Annotated in this window: 23 protein-coding genes; 13 read left to right on the top strand and 10 right to left on the bottom strand. The window is 36.3% G+C overall.

The features are described from left to right. Positions 1–193 precede the first annotated feature (193 nt). The 4 genes from sppA (at position 194) to QP953_RS14420 (ending at position 4195) form a co-directional block, all read left to right on the top strand. Positions 194–2041 (top strand): signal peptide peptidase SppA, encoded by a 1848-nt coding sequence (gene sppA / locus QP953_RS14435; protein WP_309551494.1) that lies wholly within the window; start codon positions 194–196, stop codon positions 2039–2041. Between the two features lie 269 nt (positions 2042–2310). Next, a complete protein-coding gene (locus tag QP953_RS14430) occupies positions 2311–2823 on the top strand; it encodes a DUF2628 domain-containing protein (protein WP_309551492.1) in 513 nt (170 codons plus the stop codon). 3 nt (positions 2824–2826) lie between these two features. Further along, a complete protein-coding gene (locus QP953_RS14425) occupies positions 2827–3339 on the top strand; it encodes a DUF2628 domain-containing protein (protein WP_309551491.1) in 513 nt (170 codons plus the stop codon). A 136-nt stretch (positions 3340–3475) separates the two neighbouring features. Beyond that, the gene (locus QP953_RS14420) at positions 3476–4195 is read left to right on the top strand and encodes a hypothetical protein (RefSeq protein ID WP_052598907.1); all 720 of its coding nucleotides are present in this window, start codon (positions 3476–3478) and stop codon (positions 4193–4195) included. Positions 4196–4250: 55 nt separating this feature from the next. On the opposite strand, the gene coaD is transcribed toward QP953_RS14420, so the two are convergent. The 3 genes from coaD to QP953_RS14405 form a co-directional block, all read right to left on the bottom strand. Then, positions 4251–4712: a pantetheine-phosphate adenylyltransferase gene (gene coaD, locus QP953_RS14415; RefSeq protein ID WP_052598908.1), complete on the bottom strand. Its 462-nt coding sequence runs from the start codon at positions 4710–4712 to the stop codon at positions 4251–4253. Between the two features lie 92 nt (positions 4713–4804). Then, entirely contained in the window at positions 4805–6601 is a 1797-nt protein-coding gene (locus tag QP953_RS14410) for a DUF4139 domain-containing protein (RefSeq protein ID WP_309551489.1), read from the bottom strand. A 115-nt stretch (positions 6602–6716) separates the two neighbouring features. Continuing rightward, entirely contained in the window at positions 6717–7289 is a 573-nt protein-coding gene (locus tag QP953_RS14405; protein WP_309551487.1) for a hypothetical protein, read from the bottom strand. A 396-nt stretch (positions 7290–7685) separates the two neighbouring features. On the opposite strand from QP953_RS14405, the gene QP953_RS14400 reads away from it, so the two are divergent. The 3 genes from QP953_RS14400 (at position 7686) to QP953_RS14390 (ending at position 10704) form a co-directional block, all read left to right on the top strand. Further along, positions 7686–8540 carry a DUF1853 family protein gene (locus tag QP953_RS14400; RefSeq protein WP_309551485.1) on the top strand — a complete coding sequence of 285 codons (855 nt, stop codon included), beginning with the start codon at positions 7686–7688 and terminating at the stop codon, positions 8538–8540. Positions 8541–8721: 181 nt separating this feature from the next. Beyond that, a complete protein-coding gene (locus tag QP953_RS14395) occupies positions 8722–9282 on the top strand; it encodes a hypothetical protein (protein WP_052598912.1) in 561 nt (186 codons plus the stop codon). Positions 9283–9483: 201 nt separating this feature from the next. Further along, complete coding sequence (locus QP953_RS14390; protein ID WP_052598913.1) at positions 9484–10704, top strand: acyl-CoA dehydrogenase family protein; 1221 nt, start codon at positions 9484–9486, stop codon at positions 10702–10704. 101 nt (positions 10705–10805) lie between these two features. Here QP953_RS14390 and QP953_RS14385 read toward each other — a convergent pair whose 3' ends face one another. From QP953_RS14385 to QP953_RS14365, 5 genes are all read right to left on the bottom strand, one after another. After that, positions 10806–11144, bottom strand: coding sequence for a hypothetical protein (locus QP953_RS14385; RefSeq protein ID WP_052598914.1), 339 nt, complete (start codon positions 11142–11144; stop codon positions 10806–10808). A 62-nt stretch (positions 11145–11206) separates the two neighbouring features. Next, a complete protein-coding gene (locus QP953_RS14380) occupies positions 11207–11767 on the bottom strand; it encodes a hypothetical protein (protein ID WP_052598915.1) in 561 nt (186 codons plus the stop codon). 330 nt (positions 11768–12097) lie between these two features. Continuing rightward, a complete protein-coding gene (locus QP953_RS14375; RefSeq protein WP_052598916.1) occupies positions 12098–13936 on the bottom strand; it encodes a 6-phosphogluconolactonase in 1839 nt (612 codons plus the stop codon). Positions 13937–14147: 211 nt separating this feature from the next. Then, positions 14148–14390 carry a hypothetical protein gene (locus tag QP953_RS14370; RefSeq protein WP_052598917.1) on the bottom strand — a complete coding sequence of 81 codons (243 nt, stop codon included), beginning with the start codon at positions 14388–14390 and terminating at the stop codon, positions 14148–14150. Between the two features lie 45 nt (positions 14391–14435). Continuing rightward, a complete protein-coding gene (locus QP953_RS14365) occupies positions 14436–15689 on the bottom strand; it encodes a DNA/RNA non-specific endonuclease (protein WP_309551484.1) in 1254 nt (417 codons plus the stop codon). A 555-nt stretch (positions 15690–16244) separates the two neighbouring features. Here QP953_RS14365 and QP953_RS14360 point away from each other — a divergent pair. The 4 genes from QP953_RS14360 (at position 16245) to QP953_RS14345 (ending at position 20321) form a co-directional block, all read left to right on the top strand. Further along, positions 16245–16751 (top strand): HYC_CC_PP family protein, encoded by a 507-nt coding sequence (locus QP953_RS14360; protein WP_052598919.1) that lies wholly within the window; start codon positions 16245–16247, stop codon positions 16749–16751. 429 nt (positions 16752–17180) lie between these two features. Then, positions 17181–18137, top strand: coding sequence for an MbnP family protein (locus tag QP953_RS14355; RefSeq protein WP_052598920.1), 957 nt, complete (start codon positions 17181–17183; stop codon positions 18135–18137). Beyond that, a complete protein-coding gene (locus QP953_RS14350) occupies positions 18130–19221 on the top strand; it encodes a cytochrome c peroxidase (protein WP_309551482.1) in 1092 nt (363 codons plus the stop codon). Before QP953_RS14355 ends, QP953_RS14350 begins: the two co-directional genes overlap by 8 nt. A gap of 62 nt (positions 19222–19283) precedes the next feature. Further along, on the top strand, positions 19284–20321 hold the full coding sequence (locus QP953_RS14345) for a cytochrome c peroxidase (protein ID WP_309551481.1): 1038 nt from the start codon (positions 19284–19286) through the stop codon (positions 20319–20321). A gap of 17 nt (positions 20322–20338) precedes the next feature. Here the strand turns inward: QP953_RS14345 and QP953_RS14340 are convergent, their stop codons facing one another. Further along, a complete protein-coding gene (locus tag QP953_RS14340; RefSeq protein ID WP_309551479.1) occupies positions 20339–21559 on the bottom strand; it encodes an SUMF1/EgtB/PvdO family nonheme iron enzyme in 1221 nt (406 codons plus the stop codon). Between the two features lie 236 nt (positions 21560–21795). Between QP953_RS14340 and QP953_RS14335 the strand changes: the two genes are divergently transcribed. After that, positions 21796–23484, top strand: a complete 1689-nt coding sequence (locus tag QP953_RS14335; protein WP_309551477.1) for a T9SS type A sorting domain-containing protein — start codon at positions 21796–21798, stop codon at positions 23482–23484. A 67-nt stretch (positions 23485–23551) separates the two neighbouring features. Here the strand turns inward: QP953_RS14335 and QP953_RS14330 are convergent, their stop codons facing one another. After that, the gene (locus QP953_RS14330; protein ID WP_309551475.1) at positions 23552–23944 is read right to left on the bottom strand and encodes a hypothetical protein; all 393 of its coding nucleotides are present in this window, start codon (positions 23942–23944) and stop codon (positions 23552–23554) included. Positions 23945–24045: 101 nt separating this feature from the next. On the opposite strand from QP953_RS14330, the gene QP953_RS14325 reads away from it, so the two are divergent. Further along, entirely contained in the window at positions 24046–24786 is a 741-nt protein-coding gene (locus QP953_RS14325; protein ID WP_309551474.1) for a D-Ala-D-Ala carboxypeptidase family metallohydrolase, read from the top strand. The last annotated feature ends 3 nt before the right edge of the window (positions 24787–24789 follow it).

Below are 24789 nucleotides of genomic sequence, written 5' to 3'. Positions count from 1 at the left end.
ATAAAAAATAGACATTAGTCTAAGGAAACTTATAAATTGGAACAAAAAACTAATATTTATGGTAATTCAATGGAACAATAGATTTACTAGGTTCTGCAAATAATTGATCAAAAAGACAAAAATTCTTATCAAAAACAGTAATTTAGTAACTTACTTTTTACACAAAAAATTATTAAAAAAAACAATATAAAATATGAGTTCTGAGAAACCTCAAGTTATAAAAGCAAAAGTTGGCTTTTTTAAACTTTTTTTCACTTCCTGTCTAGGCACGTTGCTGGCATTGGGAGTAATTGTTGGAGGTTTTATTTTTGTTGGATACCAAGCATCACAAGGTGGTCTCCCTGTAATAAAACCCAATACTGTTTTAAAACTACAATTCAATCAGCCTATTCCTGAATTGTCGAACAACTCGGCACAAGACCCTTATGATTTTCAAGATATGTTAAACGAGAATCTTGGTTTAACAGACATTTGCAAATTGATTGATATTGCCGTAAACGATGACAACATCAAAGGTATTTACTTGGACTTGAACTCGGTACCATTGGGATGGGCGTCTTCAAAAGTTTTGCACGATAAATTATTAGAATTTAAAGAAAGTGGCAAGTTTGTAATGGCTTACAGCAATTATTACGATCAAAAAAGCTATTACTTTGCTTCTGTTGCTTCTCCTGTATACATTCATCCTCAAGGAGGCTTCTCTTTCTATGGTTTTGCTGGTGAGATGACTTATTTCAAAGGCTTAATGGATAAACTTGGTGTTACATTTCAAATCTTTTATGCTGGTAAATTCAAATCTGCTACAGAGCCGTTTCGTCTTACAGAAATGTCTCCCGAAAATCGCAAGCAAGTAACGGAATACATGAGTGGTATGTATGATATGTATTTAGAAGATTTGGCAGCGGCACGCAATATTGATGCTGCAGAATTGGCACGCATTGCCAACAATGCACTTGTTAGAGAACCTCAAGATGCTGTTACGCACAAGTTAGTTGATGCAACTAAATACAAAGACGAAGTATTGGACGAATTACGCAGTAAATTAGGGACTGCTGAAGATGACAAAATAGAAGTTGCTACGCTCAAAAAATATGTATCTGTTCATAAAAATGAACTAAAATCTAACAATGGTTCAGATAAGATTGCTGTTGTGTATGCCGAAGGAAGTATCGTTGATGGCGAAGGAGAAAAAGGGTCTATTGGAGGTGATAAATACGCAAGCATTATCCGAAAATTGCGTAAAGATGAAGATGTAAAAGCAATTGTAATGCGTGTTAATTCTGGTGGTGGTAGTGCTTTGGCTTCTGATATTATTTGGAGAGAATTAGAAAAGGCAAAAGAACAAGGTATCAAAGTGATGACTTCTATGGGAGACGTTGCGGCTTCTGGTGGTTACTATATTGCTTCTAACTCAGAGCGCATCTTTGCAGAAGATCGTACGATCACAGGGTCTATTGGTGTTTTTGGTATGATTCCTAACATGAGAGGTTTGTTAGAAAATCACTTGGGAGTAACAATGGATACGGTTAAGATTGGTCGATACTCTATGATGTCTAGAGGTAGTGCTTATTACAAATTCAGCGAAGAAGAAGGACAAATCATTCAAGAAAGTGTTGACCAAGTGTACAAAACCTTTAAAACACGTGTTAGTGAAGGTCGTGGCATGAGTATGGCAGCTGTTGATAGTGTTGCACAAGGACGTGTCTGGTTAGGTAAAAAAGCCCTTGAAATCGGCTTGGTTGACGAATTGGGTGGTTTGGATGATGCTATTAATGCAATTGCTAAATCAGCTAACTTGACGGAAGACAATTATAGTGTTGTAGGCTATCCAAAAACAAAATCATTTGAAGAACGCCTAGCAGCTGTTTTAGGTGGTGAAGACGATGAAGATGAAATCAAAACTCAGTTGCTGCAAGAGTTAAAATCTTCGTTGACGAGTAGCCAATACAACGAATACATTGAGTATATCAAAGCAGTGGAAACCGTTAAGTCTATGAAAGGAGTTCAAATGCGCCTTCCTTATCATATAGATATCAAGTAGTAAGCCGTCTTATAGTATAAACAAAAGAAGCTTTAATATATTTTAGAAAGGTCATTTTCTCTTTTGGGAAAATGGCTTTTTTTATACATTTATTTCAAGGCAAAATTTTCCTAACTTTGCTCAACAACTATTTCTCCTACTAAACAGAATAGAATAACTTCTGTCACAAGCTGCTTTTTGTCTTAATTACGTAATCGTTCAGAAAAAATAGCTATCTTTTATTTTATACGACATCCTTTATTCAATTGCTTAGAAAACACTAAAACATCATGGAAATATTAGACAACCATATTTTTGAAGAGGAACTATCTGAAAAAGAAGCCGATTGGAAATTATTTATTGGCGACAAATTTGATTATTACTTACCCGTTTGGCAAAAGATGGAACAAGGGCAAAAAATTCACTTCAATCTATCTGCTTTTATTTTTTGGGTTGGCTGGGCAGCTTTTAGAAAAATGTATCTAATTTATTTTTTGCTCTTTGCTGCCCGCCAAGTAACCAATTACCTTCCATTCTTATTCAATGCTTCCCCTGAACTTACCCTATTTATAGAAATCATGTTCTTCTTTGTTTATTTGGCGTGGGGATTTTATGCCAATTGGGCGTATTATAATCATGCTCAAAAAAAGATAGCAAGCATTAAAACCGCAGGTCTTTCTAAAGTCTTGGAAGAAAAGTCCATTCGAGATGCAGGGCAAACCGATATTCAGTTTCCCATATTTATGGGTATTGTCCTCTTTGTATTAACTAGATTTATAGAAACTTTTTTGGGAATAATTTAAATTATGGAAATACTAGACAACGAAATAGACATCTACCTTAGTCCTGATGAACACGAATGGGAAGTTTTTATTGGTGCCAATGCCTCTTATTACATCCCTATTTGGCGCAAATTTCAAAAACAAGATACCAAAGTCCACTTTCACTTCCCAGCCTTGTTTTTACACATATACTGGCTCAGTTACCGCAAAATGTATAAATATGCTCTCATTGGGGTTTTATTCCCTCATTTTGTCAATTTTTTTATTATCATTTTACTAGGCATTGACAGCTATTGGGAAACTGTCTTGATCAGCTATTCCTTCTATCCTTTTTTTGGTTTGTTCAGCAACTGGATTTATTACAATCATGCTCAAAAAACAATCACTCAAATCAAACGAACGCACCCAACAGAAGCTAGTAGATTTTCTACCCTTGTAGAAGTTGGGCAAACGAATATTGCTGCGCCATTTATTTTACTCTTTGTTTCTACTTTTACTGGAATTTTAATGTCTTCCATGTTGCTTTTTTTCTACTAGAAAACATCCTGTCAAGAATTGGGCACAGCAATCGAAGATTATTTGCTATATTGCGAAAGTTTGGGGGGTGGTAGGTGATCACCTTCTTCACATCCACACTATAAATTTATATTTTGAGTTAAATTATTTGTCATCAATGTCCATTACCAACTATAGAGATGAGCAGGAAATTGCTACCGCAGAACGCTACAAACAAGTTGTTCCGCTTCCTCTTAGAATATTAGCAACAATCATTTCCATTATTTTTCATCCCTTGTTTGTGTTGAGTTACGCCTATGTATTGCTAGCTTATTTCAATCCATTTCTTTTTGGAGAGGCTAGTACAGAACGCATCTTTGCTTTTGGAAAAGTAACCTCCAAAGGGCTCTGGTTCGTTCACTTACTCTCTTTTAGCTGTATTATACCAATGGTTGGCGTGTTGTTGATGCGAGCCCTAGGAATGGTACAAACGCTTTCTTTAACCACACAGGATGAGCGCAAAATTCCTTATATCTTGACAGGTGTTTTTTATATGGCAATGGTGGCACAAAACAGCACAACAGGGCTTCCTTTGGAAATTAAGATATTTACTCTTGGGGCAACCATCGCTTTATTTATTGCTTTTTTTATCAATTTATTTACTAAAATAAGCATGCATACGGTTGGAATGGGAGGTTTTTTAGCTATGATTATCATTATCATAGCAAGAAGTTATGGTGGCGCAGAATTCTTGTTCATCTTTGGGATTTTGAGCTGTGGACTAGTAGGGACAGCTCGTTTATTATTAGGTTCTCATCAAGTTTCAGACATCTACGGAGGATACTTTGTGGGCTTCTTAGCTCAATTTGTCGCCTTAAATTATATGTTCAGCACTTAACATTCTAAAAGCAGCATCCATGATGGCAATAAGTACATCATGGATGGCACTCTGTTTACATCAAAGCAAGCACTTGCTTTGGCAAGAAAATACTGGCATCTCCCCCTCCTTTGATAATCTCCCGCACTACCGTTGAACTATAACAAGAATATTCCGCTGCTGCTATCAGAAAAACCGTTTCTAAGTTTTCGCCAATGGTTGCGTTCAAATTAGCAATCGTATTTTCATAATTAAAATCCGTCGAGTTACGCAAGCCTCTCAGCAAAAAATTAGCTCCTTTCTCTTGACAATAAAATGCGGTTAACTGCTCGTAGGTATCTACCTCTACCTTAGGTTCATCTTCAAAAGCTGCTTCCAAAAAAGCAATTCTTTGTTCCGTATCAAAAAAATATTTTTTAGCGGAATTGATTCCCATAGCAACAATAATCTTATCAAACATCGGTAGTGCTCGCTTAACAATATTGATATGACCTTTGGTAATTGGATCAAACGACCCTGCAAAAACAGCTGTTCTCATTTCTTTTTATTAAGGTTATTCTTTCATTAAAGTGGAGTGACACGCGCATCCATCCGCCCATCTACCACTTACATAATATGTGAATATACAACTTAATTTGTTTTTGTCACACCTCTATCTTTAGGATATTTAACCTCGTATTCAAACTTTAATTTTAGGGTCTCGTTTTTTTGAACATCCCTTCTCCATCTCAAAGAGCCATAAGGTTCATAAAAAATAGCACTCGTACTTTCCAGTAGTTTTATTTCTAATTCCTTATTCTTAGAAACAGGTACTTGATCCAATACCGTCACCTTAATCGTTTCGTTTTTGTTGTTTCGAACACTAATCTCAAACCCAAGATGTTCCTTTACAAAGTTCCCTTGTTCTTTCTGGACACTTTTAAGTTTTTCTCTACGCACACTAATTTTTTCATCTCTCCCCAACGATAACAACAAAGTATCGGTTGTTACTTTAGAATTCAGATACGATTGCCCCAGATAAACACCTTCAAAAAAGATATTCGCCTTACCACTCAACAGATTATACTGTCCATAATTTGTTATTTTAGCCAACAAAAAAGCCCCTTTATCCAATTTAGGAACAATGTGATACTCATAGTCCACTTCCATTTCATGACGTTTAACTTCTACAATATGCTGTTCTCCATCACTTGGAATATCCTGTAACAATTCTAAGTTAAAGTCCATCGTATGATTCTCATTCGCTAAGAGGTCGGTAAAAGCTTCGGTAGTTATAATTTCAGATTCAGGAATACTAACGTTACCAATGACACGTACTCCATCTACATAAACATCGTTACTGGACGACCGAGAACCGTTGGAGTTAATTGCTTCGCCCTCATCCAATGCATTAACAGTGGCTGTTGTAACTACAACACTAGAAATAGAGCGTTGAGGATTATGTCTAATAAAATCTATATCTCTCTTTTGAATTTGAGACTCTAACACCACGTTTCCAGAACCTTGGTACTGAATATATGTATTCCCTTTTTTCTTTTTGGTAGTAACATTTGTTGTCGCCAATAAATTTAATTGCATAGGGTTCAAAATAGGGCGATCGTGGCTCAAAGAAGGATCACTAGAAGAAAGTGTTAGCTTTACCTGTTGCCAATCAAAACCCGTTTGCTGAAAAACATGTGCCTTATACACCAACTCCAGAGGCTTGCCAACTCCTTCTGATTTCAGATCATACAAAGGACGCCATCCCGCATCTGTTACGACATAAACTACTTCAATATCCGTTGCTACATTAGATGTCGACTGTAACTTTAAAACAATTTCTCCAGAAGGTTTGCTTCTAGCACCATACAAGGCGTTTTGTTGTTGACGAAGTATTTGCTCTTGCTCTTGCAAAGCCTTTTTTTGATAATCCAATGCCAATAACTCTTTCTCTAGCGCTGCCAACTCTTTGCGTTTAAATTCCATGACTTCCTTGACTTCTTTCACCGTAAAGCCCTCTTTGTAACCTGAGCCCAAAGGATTGTTCTCCAATAAAGTTTTCTTAGCCACTCGAACAACACCTTCATCTAAGGTCAAGGTTTTAATTGCACGAGCAATTAATTCTAAAGAATCGTTAATTGTTTGAAAGCGCTCTGAGGCTTCTGTTTGTTTCAAGTAATTAATCCTCGGCACAGCAGAAACTAAAGCCACATTGCTGTTACTTATTTTAACTTGAATGCTATTAATCAGTATCTTTTGGCTCAGCTGTTCTAAAATTAATTCACTACTCCCTGCGGGAATATTTGCCTTTGCTTTCCGAAGAATTCGAGCATTATTTTTGTAAACAGTAACGGATTCAATTGTGGATTTGGTAGACGTTGTTTTTTCTTGTCCCCATACCCCAAAATGAATACATAAAAAGAGCGTTAGTATGCTTAGTTTTTGCATAATATTAGTTTAATTATAAATAACAATAGTTAGCTGCGCTCACGAAGTAATCAACAGATTATTAAAACAATAATAGAGATTCTTTCATCTTAACAACTAACGACAACCCAAAAAATCAACGTTTAATATCTTCCAAATAAACCTTCTCTCTTCGGTTACAGTCCCATCCTACCTTCAATGTTTTTTGTGCCTTTCGTTTTGGACAAACCTGAAGCAAACAACATGGATTTGCTTTTGCGAAATCCTTTTCGTCCTTTCTAACCAAAGATAATTTTAATTCTGCATCTATATAGAGTGGCAATACTCTTGTGTTTATTCTTATTGTTTGAACAAAACGTACATCTTCATAATAAAAGCCATGTATTCCAGGTTTCCGATCTGCCTTCAAGCGTTGTGCTATTTGATAGTCTGTATTAGGTCTAAATTTCAGTGCCATATCTACAGTATCAATATCCCCTTGCCACATCGATTCGTATCCATCTTCTACCTTAAGTTTCCAACCATCAGGAAGATCAATATCAATTACCATGATTAATTTGTTCGCAGATAGCAATTTGCCTGTCGTTTTTACTTTTAATTTAATATCTTCGTTATAAATACTTCTTTGTCCTAATAAACTAGAAGTGTTCCATAACAATAAAAAACAGGTACTTAAAACGATTGAATAAAAAGAAAAAAGATGCTTCATGTTGTCGTTATTTGGTGCAGATGACGCATCTATATGAAGGTAGATGCCAATCGAATGAATTTTGGTGTATCGGCACTTCATAGGAATCACGTCGTAACAGCGTAACTAAGTGCTCACGTATACGACCTTTCCTATTGTTGGGTCTATCTGCTTTTTAAATAGAGGTTGTATTTTTCATTACTCCGTTAAAAATCGCATCAGCCTAATTACCAGCAAGATAACCCTCACTTGCCTTAACTCTAAAAAACTGATAATCAAACTTAAAAACTAAGCTTGCGCTCTCACGACCGCAGGGAGCTACCACGAAGTAGCACCGTAGGTAATCAACGAAGTACTAATTTTTATATCATTATCCTAATTCACTTTTTCCTTTTTGTTACATCAAAAACTATTCTTGTGCACACTATTCCCATACATCAACGCTTAATACAGCAATACCAAGGCTTCTTGCAGGGACAAGATGTTAGAACATCCCATCAACGTCAAAACTTTTCTATTTTTGAAACCAGTGCTCCATCCATTCCGACAACATCCATCTTACAACATTGGGAGCAGGCCATTTCTCCCAACTTAGTACTGGGCAAACGAGTAGAACATTTTATGAGCTATTATTTACAAAATGATACCCCTTACAGAATTTTAGCTCAAAATATTCAAGTTTTTGATAACAAAATCACCCTTGGAGAAATAGACTTTTTGATACAACACCGCCACAGTAGACAAGTAATTCATTTGGAACAAGTTTATAAATTTTACTTGTATGTCCCTAAAGCAAGTTTATACCACAACGATCCTTGGATTGGTCCCAATTACAAAGATAGTTTGCAACAAAAAATGGATAAGCTTTCCCAAAAGCAGTTTCCATTATTACAACACCCCAAAACCCAAGATTTGCTCCACGAGTTAGGCATCAATTCTTCTACCATAGAACAACATCTAAGTTTTAAAGCTGCCCTTTTTGTACCCTATTATGCTCCTTTTTGTGAAGACCACTCTATCAACAAAGCCTGCATACAAGGTTATTGGATGCGTTTAGATGAATTTGAGACCAACAAGTTTTTTCAAGATCAACAATTTTTTCTACCCCAAAAACAAGATTGGGGCAGCGCTCCTATACATCATACAAATTGGAAGTCTTATTCTATCATTCTGGAACAAATTAAAATTAGTCTCGCCAATAAAAGGGCTCCTATGTGCTGGGTAAAACAAAAAGGAGGCAGCTACTCAAAACTCTTTATTGTTTGGTGGTAAATTTTCAACTATTAATCACAAACTTTAACATAAAAGTTCAATCTAAAATAAGGTTTTAAACAATTTTGGTTCTTTTTTTGCTCGATTTTCATTCAATTCAAATCATCTTTTATATCCTTCATAGTTTACCTAACTAAGCTTGCAATCTCATGATTGCCTAGCGAATTTAAAAATACAACTTATGAAAACAAGACTATTTATTCTTTTTATTATTTCTAGCTTATTCGGTCTAGCATTGAGTTGTTGTGACCGTCCCGACTACTGGAATTTAACCACTTTACAGATCACACCAATTAGCTTTGATGGTCGTGTTATACCTATTCAAGATACGATTGTAACAGATACACTTGTACTAAGAGTAGAATACGAATACGAGTTTTTGAGCGACCATATCCAACTAGGTCCAAATCCCTTTATCAGTAGTGCCTATGCAATATCTTGCCCTATTCCTGGTGAGTTGGGCATGAAGGACGGCTTGGTTGATATTACGATTACTAGCAGCGCCCCATTCAATAATTATTTACCTGGGCATTCTTTGCTTCCAATGCTGCTTATTAATGGTATATCTGCTCAAGAATGGATCGACAATAAGTATTTTGATAGCTACTATATAGACAATTGGAACATTACCTTTCCCCAAAAACCAACAGCGAGCAGCAATACACATGATTTTAAAATTCGTCTAACCTTTAATTCTGGTCGAACAGAAGAGGTTCAGTTAGGGGCACTTACTTGGCTTTGATTTATCAAACCCAGCGCCCCAAACTTATCAATAATAAGCAATGAAGCTCCTATATCGGAAGAATTCTCCTTTAGAATATTAGACCATTTATAGACAAATCAATTTATTCTTAGTAAATTTGCGGCAACATTTGTTGCAGCGTTTGATCAGTGATTACAAGCCTGCCCCAAAACAACTATTTAACCGTTGAAAATTTATTTTATGCAAAATCTAACTGTTGATAGCACAACATTCAAAAGAGCAGCAAAAACAGATCGTTATGCTGGTCATGATTATTATGATTTAGATGGTTTACTAACAGAAGAGCAAAAAATTGCTCAAATGGCTACTCGTGAATGGGTAAAAAAAGAAGTTAGTCCAATTATAGAAGATGCTTACGAGCGTGCCATTTATCCTAGACACTTGCTCAAAGGTCTTGGCGAGTTGGGTGCTTTGGGCCCAAGTCTACCTGAAAAATATGGCTGTGCAGGTGCTGATGAGGTAACATACGGCTTGATGATGATGGAATTGGAACGTGGTGATTCTGGAATTCGTTCTGCGGCTTCTGTTCAAGGTTCTTTGGTCATGTATCCAATCTACAAATATGGTAGCGAGGAACATCGTGAAAAATACTTACCCAAATTAGCTAGTGGTGAAATGATTGGTTGTTTTGGTTTGACTGAGCCTAACTCTGGTTCAGATCCAGGATCAATGACCACAAACATCAAAAAAGATGGTGATTACTATATCTTGAATGGTGCAAAAATGTGGATCACCAACTCTCCTATCGCTGACATTGCGGTTGTATGGGCAAAAGATGAAGAAGGTGTCATTCGTGGTTTAATTGTTGAAATGGATACACCGGGCTGCTCTGCTCCTAAGATTGAAGGCAAATTATCCTTGCGTGCGTCTGTCACTGGTGAATTGGTTTTTGAAGATGCTCGTATTCACAAATCTCAATTATTACCAAACATCAAAGGTTTAAGAGGTCCATTATCTTGCTTAACCAAAGCACGTTATGGAATTGCTTGGGGAGCAATTGGTGCTGGTTTGGATTGTTACGATTCTGCTCTGCGTTACTCTTTAGAGCGTGAGCAATTTGGTAAACCAATCGCTGGTTTCCAATTGACACAAAAGAAATTGGCTGAAATGATCACTGAAATCACAAAAGCTCAATTGTTAGCTTGGAGATTAGGAACCTTGTTTGATGCTGGAAAAGTAACTCCTGCTCAAGTATCTATGGCCAAACGTAACAATGTTCACATGGCATTAGAAATTGCCCGTGAAGCACGTCAGATCCACGGTGGTATGGGGATTACAAACGAATACCCTTGTATGCGTCACATGATGAATCTGGAAACAGTATTGACTTACGAAGGTACTCATGATATTCACTTGTTAATTACAGGAATGGATGTGACTGGGCTTAATGCTTTTAAATAAGCTTATAGATATCCTTATAGATATCTTTGTATATATGAAGTCCTCTCGTTATTGCTTAACGAGAGGACTTTTTTCTTTCAATAGATAGATTGAGATTGACTCTAAGCGTTATAATTTGCACAATAATTGTTCAATCCTTGCTTTAAAGCATCAACAGCAAGTGCTGCAAGAGCTTCCCATACCTTATCTTTCGTATCAACTGTCTTATTCAAATGACTTGCAAGTGTTTCAACAAGTTGATCTATATTTTCTTTGGTAATCTTTCCTGAAATAGAACTCTGATGACCACAAATTGCTTTCTTAATTTCCTTTTCGTGTTTGGTATAAAACGCTTCTCCCGCTTCTACTACATCTTTTGCTCCTGCTTCTATTTTGCCCACAATTGCCATTAACTCTTTATGCGTTTTGTTTTCTAAATCTTTCCAATTTAACTTACTCATGATATATATATTTTAAATTATTGTTGTTGTTTTAATACTATTTTTTTGGGGAGAATAAACGATCAATCTACCAATAACTGGGTGATAATAATATTGGTATTCTCTTGAGCTGGAACAGAAGCAATTCTAAATTGTATCGTGACATCTTCGCCTTTTACATTCTTACCTTTATAAGTTTTGGAAAGTGCAGAATGCCCATCTTTTTTGACATCGTCAGCTGCTTTTTTAGGGCTATCTGAAAAAATAACACAAGTTTTTTCCGAACCAATTTCTGGATTGTCAAAGCCTATAGCAATGTCTAACGTTTCTGTTTCCCCTCCTTCTTCAGGCATTTCCAATCGAAACGCAGCACCGCCTTGAAGTCCTGTTAAAATAGTCCCATCTGAGTCTGCCGCAGAAAATGTCATGGCGCTAAATTCATCAATATTGGTGGGAGCCTTCCATAATTTTCCCCAATCTTCATGAGAAGCAGTAAAAATTAATTTGAATTGTGTTTTGTTGTAGACCTTAATCACCATTGATCGGTTTCTACCTTCTAAGGTTTTAGAACTTTCTGATAATGAAATTACAACATCACCAATTTCTTTCGCAAGTTCTAATGCATCTAAAATACCTTCGATCATATTTGCTTGTTTTAAGTGGAGTTTTTAAGGAATTCTTCACCACAAATAACCGCAAAATCAAGTAGTAATTTTATTGGTCATTCACTATGAAACTTACCTCTAAAAAGCATCTCCTTTCTCTGTCAAGATTGACATTAAAACAAAGCTATTATTATTATATTTAAAATATTACTTTTTGTTATAGACAGGCTTGGTATTGTTCTAAAATGTTTATTTTTTGTTATAACTATTTTTCAGATAGATAAAGAAGAAGCATAAGAATCAATATGATTGTAAACACTTGCGAAATGTTTAAGGTAGGGTTTCTTAATAAAGTTCGTTTATTTGCTCTTAATAAGAAGACTTCTTACGCTGTTCCTCCACCCGTTCTACAAAATCCACTATAATATGAGTTGCTTTTTCTGGGTTGACCATGTGGTAAAGGTGTTCTCTAAACAAATCCGTTTCTTTTTCGTCCGTTACATCAACGACCGTTACATTAGGTGTTTGGTGTAATTTAGGCGAAAATTTGGCGATAGCATCCTTCTCACTTTTAAGAATTAAAACAGGCACATTGTATTTGGCCATATTTTCCATTGATGTTTGCTTATCGTGTGATTTAGATTCTAACAAAGCCGCATGGACTTGTATGGCAAACACTTTGGCAGGCAAACGACTCAACGCTCGCTCAATTGGTATTCTATCCAAGTGAGGAACAGAATCTAGATTGGTCATAATATATAAAATCCGCTCTTTTACGGCTTGCCAAATTCGCTCTCGTGTGACCGAATCTTTTCGAATCAGCCAATCAGTCAATCGGATGCCTCTTTTTCGCACCCCTTTGCGCGTATCCAAAGGAACCAAGCGACGCAAGGTCATCAACATTGTTTTCCACCCTGTATTTTTTCTAAAACTAACAGCAGGCAATAAAACATTATCTAGGAAACCTATAAAGGCATGTTTGGCGTGTTCGCAGAAAAACGGGTTTGCTCCAATTCTACCACACAAGTATTTTTGGATTCCAGATAGGCTTTTGTAATCTCGATCCATTAGCATAAAATAGGTATTCCCCATAGAGTGATCGAAGATGTATACAGAATGCCCTCGCTCTCCAAAATAAGTCACAACCTCATTGATGTTCTTAACCACGTGATTTGAATACAGCTTCGGGGGGAGATCATGAGGAATAGAACCATAGTGCATCGCTGCTCCAATACACTGATGTGTTGGCAATTCTGCCAAAATTCCATCAAAGGAATTCAAGCCCAAAAATCCATGAATTAGTAAAACAACAGGCAATTTTTCTGTCGCATGCTCATCATAAGGCTTGGCAAAGTCTAAACGAATGGTACTAGGACCATAAGGCGTTTGGCGCACAATCTCTATCTGAGGCCAAGTCAATGCCTGATCGTCTATAAATACCGTCATTCGATCTTGGACCTTGTCTATGTGACGTAAAAAACTCGGACTTTCATTGGCTTTTCCCCAACGATAATACAACCATGCCAATGGACGGCGCTTGTCTGACTTGGTAGCCAAAAATGCAATGCGCTTTGATTTTGCCAAAAAACTAGGAGTCCCTGTTATTTCCTTCTCTCCTACGTCATCAACAATAATCACAAGTTCATCAGATGCAAAAGCCTCAGAGTTTCTAGAAACAGCGGCCACTTTTCCTGTTGGGTCAAAACTCAGAAAAACATAATCAAATCCGACCTTGTTATTTTCTTTTAAATAGTTCTTGAGACGATTATTAAACCCTTCTGCATATTGATCTATATCGTCTCTATTTAGACTTCTTCCTAAGATTTGATCTTTGGTTATAAGCCCTTTACGAAGCATTTTAGTCAAAAATGCCCGTGCATCCATAACACCTTCTAAACCTCGTTGACGTTTTAATCTAGAATTGGTGAATGTAAAACGAATAAGCGAAGGATTGCTTATTTCATGGTAATGTTCCAAAATATACTCGTAAGCACCAGCGGGAGATTGCCCATGTGCCAGTCCAACCAGAAATTTTTGTCCCTGCCCTATTATTTTATTGGCATACTCAATAAAGTCCTGCCCTACAGCTCGATCAAACTCTTCTTTAGTTCTGAAATAAAGTGTTTCTGGAACTTCAAGATCGGAAGTGTTGCTAATCTTTTGGGAATGAGGAAATGGGGTAAACTCAAAAGATTTATTTTTCGTCATTATATTTTATAATTGATTTTCGTATGAACGTTGTCAATAGTTTGTTATAATCGTCTAATACAAACTACCAAACTGCTATAATAAGCTTTTTTTCTGCAAAATGACAAACATTTTTAAACATTTCTATTCGTCTTAAAGTAAGTCTTTAAACTACTTTTCTTCCAAAAACATGGTTATAGACATTACAAACACACCAGCTACCAACAATCACTTATTGATTAGGAAATTTTTCGAATAGTGCAATTTTGCCTGTAATAGTTTGTTGCTGGGCAGGACTAAGGGCTCTAAATATACCATACAAGTCATCCTCCAACTGATAAGTCTCTCCTGTCTCTTCTTCTATAAACTCTTTTATTTTTGTGCGAAGTAATCGGCGAGATACTTTTATTTTTTCCAACTGTTCTTCTGGTGTTAGATATCTTTTTTCTTCCGTTTCGTTATTATTCTCTTCCATAAATTATATGATTTAATCACCTCTCCAACATTAAAGGGCTCTTCTTTATCGGGGTAAAGCTTTTCCTTTATCATCTAAAAAAGTAACTTTTTTTTCATTTTCAACTGTCATCGTTGGCTTTCCCTTATAATCTGTTATTTTTCCTGTAATGCATATTTTTTTTCCTAAAAATTCAATTTCAGGGTCATAGCTAAAATTCTTAATATTACTAGCCCAAACCGAGCCAGAAAAAGTGTGATTAGGGAATTTGGCATCAAAGTTAAAGAAAACCGAACCTCCATTCGTTTTGCGTGTCGAAACAACCATGCCACAAACACATGCTTTTTTATTCATAAACAAATCTGCTTCAACAGAGTTCAAGGTATTTTTAGGTCGTTCGCTTAATTTCAAAGGTTCTTGTGTAGGAATTTCGCCCTCTTTGAGTTCTTCCCATTTCGCATAATCAAAATTAGCTTCTAACTCGCTTTCCAATGTCTCATCCAAATTGGGAAAAAAGTCCAAGCCTGTTATTTTTTCTACTTCGTCAACAGAAACAGCGTAAGAGACCAAAGGTTGTGTACACAGTTCGTTGGGCATTACAAAAGCAATTGCCTTTTTCTCTTCGCCAGTTACATCTAAAACCACTTTATAAAATCGCTTGGGAATAGATACAACATTAGGTCCTTGCGTGATCGTTTCCATTTCGTTATCAAAAACAGGTCCTGTAATTACATAGAGTTGTTCATTTTTAACCCATACATGCTTTCGAATAAAACTTTCTAAATCTGCCCACCCCTCTCGATTTAACTCTGGACGTTGTGGAGCCATATTCGAATAAACATATGATTCACTAATTGCTCTACTCGACCATCTAAAATCTGCCGATGGAGCTAGATGCCCTCTATCATAACCACTATACCAATAATCTGCTTTGACAGCGGATCCAGTAGAGACCAAAGAATCTCGCCGAAAGTCGTTGGTTCTAGACAAATTACCTTTGTTAACAGCTGGTATAATAATATGAGCTACCCAATTGGCTTGTTCATGGGTTTCGTTATAACCTAATATCATAGCACCATGTTCTACCACTTCATTTTTCACAGTTTCAGGCACTTCAGGAAGCCCAACAGAACGAATATCTTCTTTAATTTTTTTTAAGCGCAAAATTTCCAAATCATCTGCCAATGCTGCTTGACGTGCTTCTAAATTAAGTGCTTCTTTTTCTAAATTGGCAATTAAATCTGCTGTTTTTACTTGAGCTAACATAGGGTAATTTCCCAATAAAAAAAGAACAGCAAACCAATTAATATGCTTTAACATTTGGTCAAAGTTTTTTGAGAGTATGCTTAAAAAAAATTGGTTTTCACAGCTAAAATTTCCAAGCCTATCCCTGATATAAAAAGTGCATTCAACCTTCATTCAAAAGAATAAAGAATTTTTAAAGATACAACTATTATCAACAATATTTTAGTAGAAATTAAAGGAATCCATTCCTTAACATAGAATTCAGTTTTACTTAAAGCAAGAGTGCAACAATGTTTTAGGACAATTTTCTAGATAAAAAGTAGCATTCTATTCTCTAAATTACTAGCAAATAAACGGGTATATATTTAGGTGTTTTGTACCTAAATATCTTTTTTCCTCTCTTTTTATTACAACTAAGATTTAACACTTTTAGCTTATAATAAAAAGATTCTACAAAAATAAACACCATCTCTTAAACATCGTATCTTGACAATCTAATTACAGATTAGAATCGTTCATTCGTTGTTTTTTTATTCAAAATATATCTTATCAAATTAATAAAAAATCCTATTTTAATAACAAAAGTAACCACTTTAATAAAACTTTATTTCAAAAATCAATCCATCTTTCATGTTCTTAAAGTTAATTCATATTCTCAATATTTGGACGGTTCTATTCTCTACCATAGGGATTGCAACCTATAGTCATTATTGTCAAGATGAATTAAAAGCCATTGCTTTTTTTGTTAATACCATACAACCTTGTTGTAAAAAACAAAAAGCAAAAGAACAAAATGCATTCCCAAAGGTACTAGCTAAAACTTGTTGCTCAAACTCCAAAAACTTATACCTAAGTTGCTTTGATCAAGCTCTCTTGCAGCAACAAAACTCTTTTAAGAAGAAGCCTTGCTGTTTAGATGAACAGTCATTGGCAAAATCTGACTTAAACGCTGTTTCTTCAGAATTAGATTTAGAAACAACCGCCCAATACCTTCATCAACTCCCTTTTTATGCACCTATATTTCCAAAGCAACATACTATACTAGGGTTTAGCTCATTTGCTCAGCATCCTATTGCTTATTTTTTCCCTCCGCCAGATGTTCCTTTATACATTTTGCATCAATCATTTTTATGTTAGAGAGCAACTATTTATAGCTACTTTATAGCTACAATAGAGACACCAGACCTATTGTGTTATAAGCTTATTTAGCCCTGCTTGTTGATTTTTTATGCCATAACCAATGGTATAAAGTAGGTCTTTAGTGTACTAAATGACACATCAAATCAATCAATGAACAAGCATAACAATAACTTTTTAAAGTCTATTAACAATAGTTCGTTGAAACCACGCAGTAGCAGCGCAGCTAAACTTTATTAGTTTGATAATCAATAAGTTGTAAATTTATTGCGTTTTGTGTTAAAAATTTGATTATCAAACTAATATAAATGTGCTTTTTTATCTTTTTGGTAAAAAGTAAACAACTAAGCGATAGTGATCTCACGACCGCAGGGAGCTAATCAACGAACTACTATATTAAAATAGTTAATCACAATAATATACATAATAATGAAAAATATAATTTTATTCCTCTGTGCTACCTTAGCATTACAGACATCCTATGCTCAAAAAGACGTCTACTTCAAAATTAATCATCTCCTTGGAAGCAGCAATTTTGCTTTTAACCAGACAACACCCAATAATGTTGGTAGTGATTTTCAAGTAACTCGTTTACAGTACTACATTAGCAATATTACGCTTTACCATGATGGTACTCAAACAGCTGTCAACAATACCTTTATTTTGGTTAATGCCAATACCTCTACTAATCAATTACTAGGTAATTTTAATATTAACAACTTAGATAGTGTTTCTTTTGGCATTGGGGTAGGTAATGCAGAAAATCATTTAGACCCAACGACTTATCCTGCCAATCATCCTCTAGCGCCACAATCACCTTCTATGCATTGGGGGTGGACAGCTGGCTATCGTTTCGTTGCATTCGAGGGCGTTTCAGGTTCCTCTATGTCTGATGTTTTTCAAATGCACGGCTTAGGCGACAGCAACTACAAAGTTAAAACGATTGTGACCAATGGTTATATCAATAATAATGATTTAGAAGTAATTATTGATGCAGATTATGCCAAAGCATTGCACTCTATAGATGTCAGTTCGGGAGTTGTTAGTCATGGAGAAACAGGTGCTGCTAGGACTGTTCTCAACAATTTTAACACCCTAGTATTTTCGGATGGCTCTATGTCTGTGCCTGTTGTCAAGTTGGCTTCTAGCACGATTTCTATATATCCCAATCCCGTAAGAGTAGGGCAAACATTAACGATTGATGCCGATGAATCGTTGGATACTAGTGTTGAGATTTATGATATGACGGGCAAAGTATATTCCAATATTATTGCCTCTCCTGACAAGAAGAACATCCAATTTTTAGATGCTGGTTGGTATATTTTGAACCTAAAAAAAGAAGGACAAGTTATTACTTCACAAAAAATATCCGTGACTCATGAATAACAGTAATAACACAAAACTCCTTCCTGTTTGCCTCTTACTCTCAATTATATTGTTGGGATACGGGTGCCACACCAAAGAAGAACCACTAGTTTATAAACCTATTGCTTATCAATTAGAAACTGGAGACTTGCCACCACCAAATCTGCCAATGGACAATCCACTTACAACCGATGGTGTGCAATTGGGGCGGATGTTATTTCACGAAAAAAAGCTGTCTTTAGATGCTTCTATTAGCTGCTCTTCTTGCCATTTGCAAGAGTATGGTTTTTCTGATACCGCTACTTTCTCAAAAGGTGTTAATGACCTTCGAGGGCATCGACAAGCAATGTCTGTCTTTAATTTAGCATGGAATACCAATGGATTTTTTTGGGATGGACGTGCCGAATTGCTTAGGCATCAGGCATTGTTACCAATACAAGATGCGCTGGAAATGCAAGAAACGATGCCCAGCGTAGTCGCTAAACTACAGGCGGAACAACAATACCGCAATCAATTCTTTTTGGCTTTTGGCGATGAGACTATTACAGAAGAACGCATAGCGTTAGCACTAGAACAGTTTATGTTTTCTATTGTGTCCGTAGATAGCAAATATGACCGACATTTGCGAGGTGAAGTCGCTCTAACAACCGCTGAACAAAGAGGAAAAGATTTATTTTTCAACGAATACAATCCATCTTTTCCTGCTATATCTGGTGCCGATTGTGCGCATTGCCACTCAGGAAAAAACTTCGAGAATGATGATTATATGAATAATGGCTTGGACTCTATTTTTACAGATAATGGAAGAGAAAAGGCAACTCTTAATAGTTCTGACAAAGCTAAATTTAAGGTTCCTTCGTTGAGAAATATAGCATTGACAGCTCCTTATATGCACGATGGTCGCTTCAAAACCTTAGAGGAAGTTGTTCAACATTATAATACAGGTTTGATCAACTCTCCTACTATAGATCCAGCATTATTATACCCTTATCACAATGGAGGATTAATGCTCTCAAACCAAGACATTCAAGATTTAATTGCTTTTCTGAAAACATTAACAGACGATAAGCTAGCAATCAAGGAGGAATATAGCTCTCCTTTTTAGTTGATTACTAATAGAGGCGTAGTTTTAAGGCTACGCCTCTACAATCATATCAAATATAACTTATGCTAAAAGTGGTTACTCTATCTTTGTGGGTTTTAATTTTTTGCTATGGCACAATAGGATGCCATACAGCTAGTTCTTCCATGGGTTTTTATGATAATTTACCTCATAATTTCCCAAATATCCAACACCCTGAAGATAACTTACCAACAGAACTCCGTGTTCAGTTAGGGCGAATGCTTTTCTACGACCCTATTCTATCTAAAGACAGCACCGTATCTTGTGCCAGTTGTCACAAACAGCAATTTGCTTTTGCCGACAGTGTGCCCCTTAGTTTGGGTGTAGAACAACGTCTCGGGACTCAAAATGCGCCCTCTCTAGTTAATGTTGCCTATGCCCCCTATTTTACAAGAGCAGGAGGTGTCCCTACTTTAGAAATGCAAATCTTAGTTCCTATTCAAGAAACACATGAGCTCGATTTTAATATAGTATTGGCCGCCCAACGAATCGCCAAAGACAGCCTCTATAGTACCATGAGCCTAGCAGCTTATAATCGCCCTCCTGACCCTTATGTTGTCACCCGTTCTATTGCTGCTTTTGAACGCAGTTTGGTTGCTGCCCATTCTCCTTACGACAAGTATACTTACTATCGTAAAAAAAAGGCGCTTAGTTCTAGTGCTCAAAGAGGGCTACAACTATTTATGAGTCATAAAACAGATTGTTCTTCGTGTCATACCCCACCTCATTTTTCTAATTTTTCGTTTCAAAACAATGGTCTATACGAACACTATGCTGATTCTGGTAGAATTCGGCTGACTTATCAAGAACAAGATCGGGCTCTTTTTAAGGTGCCTTCCTTAAGAAACATTAGCATGAGTGCTCCATATATGCACGATGGCAGCCTTCAAACCTTAGAAGAGGTCATCCAACATTACAACAGAGGAGGACAACCACACAAACACAAAAGTCCTCTTATTCGTCCACTTCATTTGAATACTCAAGAACAAAAGGATTTGGTGGCATTTTTAGAATCACTGACAGATAAGTATATTCTAACTCATCCTTCTTTTAGCAATCCCCATCATTCCATAAAACATTAAAAATGTATCGAATCTTTTTACTCCAATGGTTCTACTCTAGTCATCCCACATCTAAAACCAATCAAACGCTCTTGTTGCCCTCCAGCTTTTGCGCCTTTTCGGTTTCCTGGGCTTTTTTCATTAACAGATTTAGCGCCCTTAAGTACACGTAAGCTATTGGCATCTACCTTTAAATGAGACTGAGCAGCCTTCCCTTTTGCGACCACTTCTTCCCATGGTGTTTCTATGACACTCATTTGATCTTCAGGAATTGTTTTTTGAGTATCCTTGGATTGAGGTGCCGTTATTGGTTTTGGAATGTTTTCCACTACTTTGGAAATAGGTTGATAAACATCGTACACCCATTCTGCTACATTCCCATTCATATTAAAAATCCCATAAGCATTAATATCTCCTTCAAAGACACATTTAGGCAAGTTGTGTTTCTCAGCATTATAATAATTAGGAACAGGATATTTTCGAGCGTGGCGCAAGGCTTTTTTTCGTTCTTGGTTTATCTCTTTTTTATAATGCTTTTCTTTCCCGTCCGTAGGTGTCGATACTAATTGTTGGTTAGCCACATAACCATCCTCATTTTGAAGGCGCTTGCCAATTAATGCCCAAGCTGCATACTCCCATTCTGCTTCGGTTAGTAATCGATGATTGGGCAAGAATAGATTGTGACCATTAGGAAAATCTATCCCTTCTTTTTTATGATAAGTTCCCGAAAGGAATTCAGCCGTAGAAAAAGCATATTTCTCTTGCATCTCTGAAGACCACAATCCGCTTGTTTTAGCGAGCTGTTCGTTATAACGGTCCGATTTCCATTTTGTAAATGCAGTAGCTTGCAACCAAGATACCCCAACAACAGGATAATAATCAAATGCTGGAAGTCTAAAATAATCGTTAAAAAGTTGCTCTCCAAGCTCTTTAGAGACACAACGTTGCCATATACTTGTATCAGGTAACATTGCTACTACCTGTGATTTATTGTGCTTATTTAGCCAATTGATAAATGCCCTATATTCCTTATTCGTTACTTCCGTTGGTGCTATATAAAAGGCACTAACCGTTACTCTACGAACAATATCCTCCTCTGCATCTTGCCCCATGTTATACGTACCTCCTTCTATAAATAATAAGTTGTCTTTCTCTATTTGTTTACTCGACATCCAATTGCCAGATTGAGCCATTCCTAACATAGGAAATAACAACCATAATAAAACCAACTTAAGTTCTTTGTTTAATAGTGTGTTCATGTAATTATTCTTTTATTTTTTTAAAATCTATCAATACGTCCTTTTAGCAGACTTTTGTTAATCCAGCAACTCATTAAAACCGCACGGTAACAATACAACTAAATCATCTTGTTTTTAGATCTATTCTTTTTCTACTAAAAAGGAATCACGCAAAGCAAATTATTTTTATCGTTAAAAACTCCTTTAAAATCATTATATTAAAGTGATCAAACTTTTTACAATCAAAACCAAATCGAATGAAAAAACTTATTTTACTCTGTGTTTTCTCTTTTTCTCTGCTTCAAACTAGCCTAGGACAACAACATTTAGTTTCCTATCAACTCGTACAACATTACGACATTCAAGATGTCCAAGCGATTTTAAATGGCTTTGGGATTCCGCCTACTGTTGTAGCCCCTGAATTTGAATTAGATTATTACAAAGTAAGTTATACAACATCTAATGCAAGAGGGAATGGAACGACAATTGCCACAGGAGCACTTGTGGTGCCAACGGGCGTTACCTGTCCTGTTCCTTTGGTCAGTTACCAACACGGAACAACAACTACCAAAACAAGTGTTCCTTCTTATCAAGGTGGCTCCGAGTATCAAATTGGGGTACTGGCATCTGCTATTGCTGGCGTCGTTTGTGCCATGCCCGATTACTTAGGCTTAGGAGACGAACCTGGATTTCATCCCTATATAAATTCTAGAACTGAGGCTTCTGCCACTATTGACATGATGCGAGCTGCTCGTGAGCTGAAAGATAGTTTAGGTTTTAATTTAAACGACCAAGTTTTTTTGTTTGGCTATTCTCAAGGTGGTCATTCTACAATGGCAGCATTCAAAGAAATTGAAACCAATCTTTCCAACGAATTTACAGTAACTGCTTGCGCCCCTATGTCGGGACCTTACGATGTATCAGGTGTACAAGCTGCGACCATTACGAATCCTCAACCTTATGCAACTCCAGCTTATTTACCTTATGTTATTTTGGGTGCGCAAGAGGCATATGGGAATGTCTACAACAATCTTTCTGAGATTTTCCGTTCTCCTTACGATACATTACTACCAAGTTATTTTGATGGCGTTCATTCTACAGGTTGGATTAACAATCAATTACCAGATACCCCAAGTCATATGCTGGATTCTACTTTTTTTAGTAATTATATAAACGACCCCAACCATTTTGGTAGGGTATTATTAAGAGAACAAGATGTTTATAGTTGGGTTCCTCAAGCTCCTTTGGCTATGTATTATTGTGAAGGAGACGAACAGGTATTTTATGGCAATTCTGTTGTAGCACTGGACACAATGACTGCTTTGGGCGCTCTAAATGTCTCTGCAACAGAACTAGGACCTACCTTAGATCATACGGCTTGTGCTCCATTAGCCATTCTTTCTGCTTTTGCATTTTTTGAACTATACATGGATTTAAGTGGTGGAATGACATTGAACAACACTGTTGTAGATGCTTCCTCTGGCACTAGTAACGACGGCTCAATTACACTTTTAGCCAACAATGGTACAGGACCCTATGTTTATGATTGGCAAGGCAGTTTAACTGGTCAAACTACAGATAGCGTGTCGGGACTTGCACCCGATGTGTATGAAGTTAGGGTATCCGATACACGTGGTTGTTATATCAAGCAAGATATTACCGTTAGTGTCGCATCTTCTATCACCTCTATTGATCCTGCCAGCAACTACTTTAAAATAATGCCTAATCCTAGTCAAAATACATTCTATCTAAAAGTTGTCCGACCACTCAACAGCTCTTATAACGTTAGCATTATAGATATGTTGGGACGCACTGTTCATCAGACATTTAATGCAGATAGCCCCTTTATTAGTTATGACGTAAGTCAAATTCCGAATGGAACATATTGGGTTCGTCTAGAACATGAGGCAGATATTTACACTCAAAAGTTAGTCATCCAACGATGACTTGGAATTCAAGTATTGTAAACGTTATCAAAACACTAGATAATCTTCTATCCTAAGCGATAGAAGATTATTTTTCAGTTTCCTTTTTATGAGGGGTTGCTCGATGAGTATATGTGAATAAATCGCCTTTATTTCGATGCAATAATTGTATTGCGACAAGACATTCAAAATTATCAGGGAGTTCTGTCAACGTAGTTTCTATTTCATAGCCATCTCTTAACTCAATTCCATATAACCAACCTGTTTCTGCAACCAACGCATCGTTAATAAAAATTTTCATTTGTGGATAATCGTTCCTTGAATAAGTTCCTTCTGCTTCAAAAACAAGGCAGTACCCCTCGTATGCTTTGCATTTTTCTAAGTGAATTCCTTTCAATTCCAAGTCATTGATTACTTTTTGTGCTTGTAAAGGTATGCAAGCGACAATTCCTAAAATCAAACTAAGCATAAGTCTTTTCATATCTCGATTTTAATAGGTGATTCCATCTTTCAATAATTCTTTTCAAAGATAATACCAAGATTATATACACTTCATAAGCAAACATCATATCTTAAACTTCTATGAAAAAACGCTTATTAAAAACGCTCTGCTCATTAATTATAATTGGTAGTATTGGAATCCTAATTTCTTTTTCAGCAATCAGAGATAAGGTAGAAATGGTCTGCTATGATCTTTTTAACAAAAATGATTATATAGATAATAAAGCAGCAATACAAAACCTTCTTGCTTCTTTTAAAACTGTTTCGTTGGATGATTTGCCTAAAGAATATTTATCAGAATCGCAACTGAATCATTCTTCTTATTTATCTTTAACTAAAGGAATTCGTTTTTATGTTCTAAAGAAAAAAGATTGTTATAAAAAGGTAATTGGTAATAATCGAATCAAAGATTTAATTTCTAAAGACAATCGGTATAAAAACTTGTGGTATTTTTCTGATCAAGAGCTTTACTGGGGAATAGACCAAAGAGTTTTGTTCAAAGCACTCGAATTACAAGAAGCATTAAAACAACTCAAATTAAACCAAGATGCCATACAAATCACCTCAGGGCATCGCACCCCACAGCAAAATAAATTGGTAAACGGTGCCTCCAAAAGTAGGCATATCAAAGGACAAGCTTTGGATTTTTGGATTGGAGATGTTAACAAGGATGGCAAATATACATCCGAAGATAAAGCAATTGTCTTAGAACTTTGCGATAAAAAAATTATTGGCAATAAAGGAGGCATAGGACTTTATCCTGGCACCCAAGTCGTCCATATTGATGTGCGTGGACGTCGAGCAAGATGGAATAGTTACTAGCCA

The sequence above is a fragment of the Aureispira sp. CCB-E genome (assembly GCF_031326345.1).
Lineage (GTDB): Bacteria > Bacteroidota > Bacteroidia > Chitinophagales > Saprospiraceae > Aureispira.
This window is presented reverse-complemented; position numbering and strand designations above follow the sequence as displayed.

Bases quoted from the DNA above. Each gene is read 5' to 3' on its own strand.
- QP953_RS14350 (WP_309551482.1), top strand. From the start codon at position 18,130: ATGAATAACAGTAATAACACAAAACTCCTTCCTGTTTGCCTCTTACTC.
- sppA (WP_309551494.1), top strand. From the start codon at position 194: ATGAGTTCTGAGAAACCTCAAGTTATAAAAGCAAAAGTTGGCTTTTTT.
- QP953_RS14370 (WP_052598917.1), bottom strand. From the start codon at position 14,390: ATGGAAGAGAATAATAACGAAACGGAAGAAAAAAGATATCTAACACCA.
- QP953_RS14360 (WP_052598919.1), top strand. From the start codon at position 16,245: ATGTTCTTAAAGTTAATTCATATTCTCAATATTTGGACGGTTCTATTC.
- QP953_RS14345 (WP_309551481.1), top strand. From the start codon at position 19,284: ATGCTAAAAGTGGTTACTCTATCTTTGTGGGTTTTAATTTTTTGCTAT.
- coaD (WP_052598908.1), bottom strand. From the start codon at position 4,712: ATGAGAACAGCTGTTTTTGCAGGGTCGTTTGATCCAATTACCAAAGGT.
- QP953_RS14375 (WP_052598916.1), bottom strand. From the start codon at position 13,936: ATGACGAAAAATAAATCTTTTGAGTTTACCCCATTTCCTCATTCCCAA.
- QP953_RS14330 (WP_309551475.1), bottom strand. From the start codon at position 23,944: ATGAAAAGACTTATGCTTAGTTTGATTTTAGGAATTGTCGCTTGCATA.
- QP953_RS14340 (WP_309551479.1), bottom strand. From the start codon at position 21,559: ATGAACACACTATTAAACAAAGAACTTAAGTTGGTTTTATTATGGTTG.
- QP953_RS14390 (WP_052598913.1), top strand. From the start codon at position 9,484: ATGCAAAATCTAACTGTTGATAGCACAACATTCAAAAGAGCAGCAAAA.
- QP953_RS14420 (WP_052598907.1), top strand. From the start codon at position 3,476: ATGTCCATTACCAACTATAGAGATGAGCAGGAAATTGCTACCGCAGAA.
- QP953_RS14325 (WP_309551474.1), top strand. From the start codon at position 24,046: ATGAAAAAACGCTTATTAAAAACGCTCTGCTCATTAATTATAATTGGT.
- QP953_RS14410 (WP_309551489.1), bottom strand. From the start codon at position 6,601: ATGCAAAAACTAAGCATACTAACGCTCTTTTTATGTATTCATTTTGGG.
- QP953_RS14380 (WP_052598915.1), bottom strand. From the start codon at position 11,767: ATGATCGAAGGTATTTTAGATGCATTAGAACTTGCGAAAGAAATTGGT.
- QP953_RS14430 (WP_309551492.1), top strand. From the start codon at position 2,311: ATGGAAATATTAGACAACCATATTTTTGAAGAGGAACTATCTGAAAAA.
- QP953_RS14355 (WP_052598920.1), top strand. From the start codon at position 17,181: ATGAAAAATATAATTTTATTCCTCTGTGCTACCTTAGCATTACAGACA.
- QP953_RS14395 (WP_052598912.1), top strand. From the start codon at position 8,722: ATGAAAACAAGACTATTTATTCTTTTTATTATTTCTAGCTTATTCGGT.
- QP953_RS14425 (WP_309551491.1), top strand. From the start codon at position 2,827: ATGGAAATACTAGACAACGAAATAGACATCTACCTTAGTCCTGATGAA.
- QP953_RS14385 (WP_052598914.1), bottom strand. From the start codon at position 11,144: ATGAGTAAGTTAAATTGGAAAGATTTAGAAAACAAAACGCATAAAGAG.
- QP953_RS14335 (WP_309551477.1), top strand. From the start codon at position 21,796: ATGAAAAAACTTATTTTACTCTGTGTTTTCTCTTTTTCTCTGCTTCAA.
- QP953_RS14405 (WP_309551487.1), bottom strand. From the start codon at position 7,289: ATGAAGCATCTTTTTTCTTTTTATTCAATCGTTTTAAGTACCTGTTTT.
- QP953_RS14365 (WP_309551484.1), bottom strand. From the start codon at position 15,689: ATGTTAAAGCATATTAATTGGTTTGCTGTTCTTTTTTTATTGGGAAAT.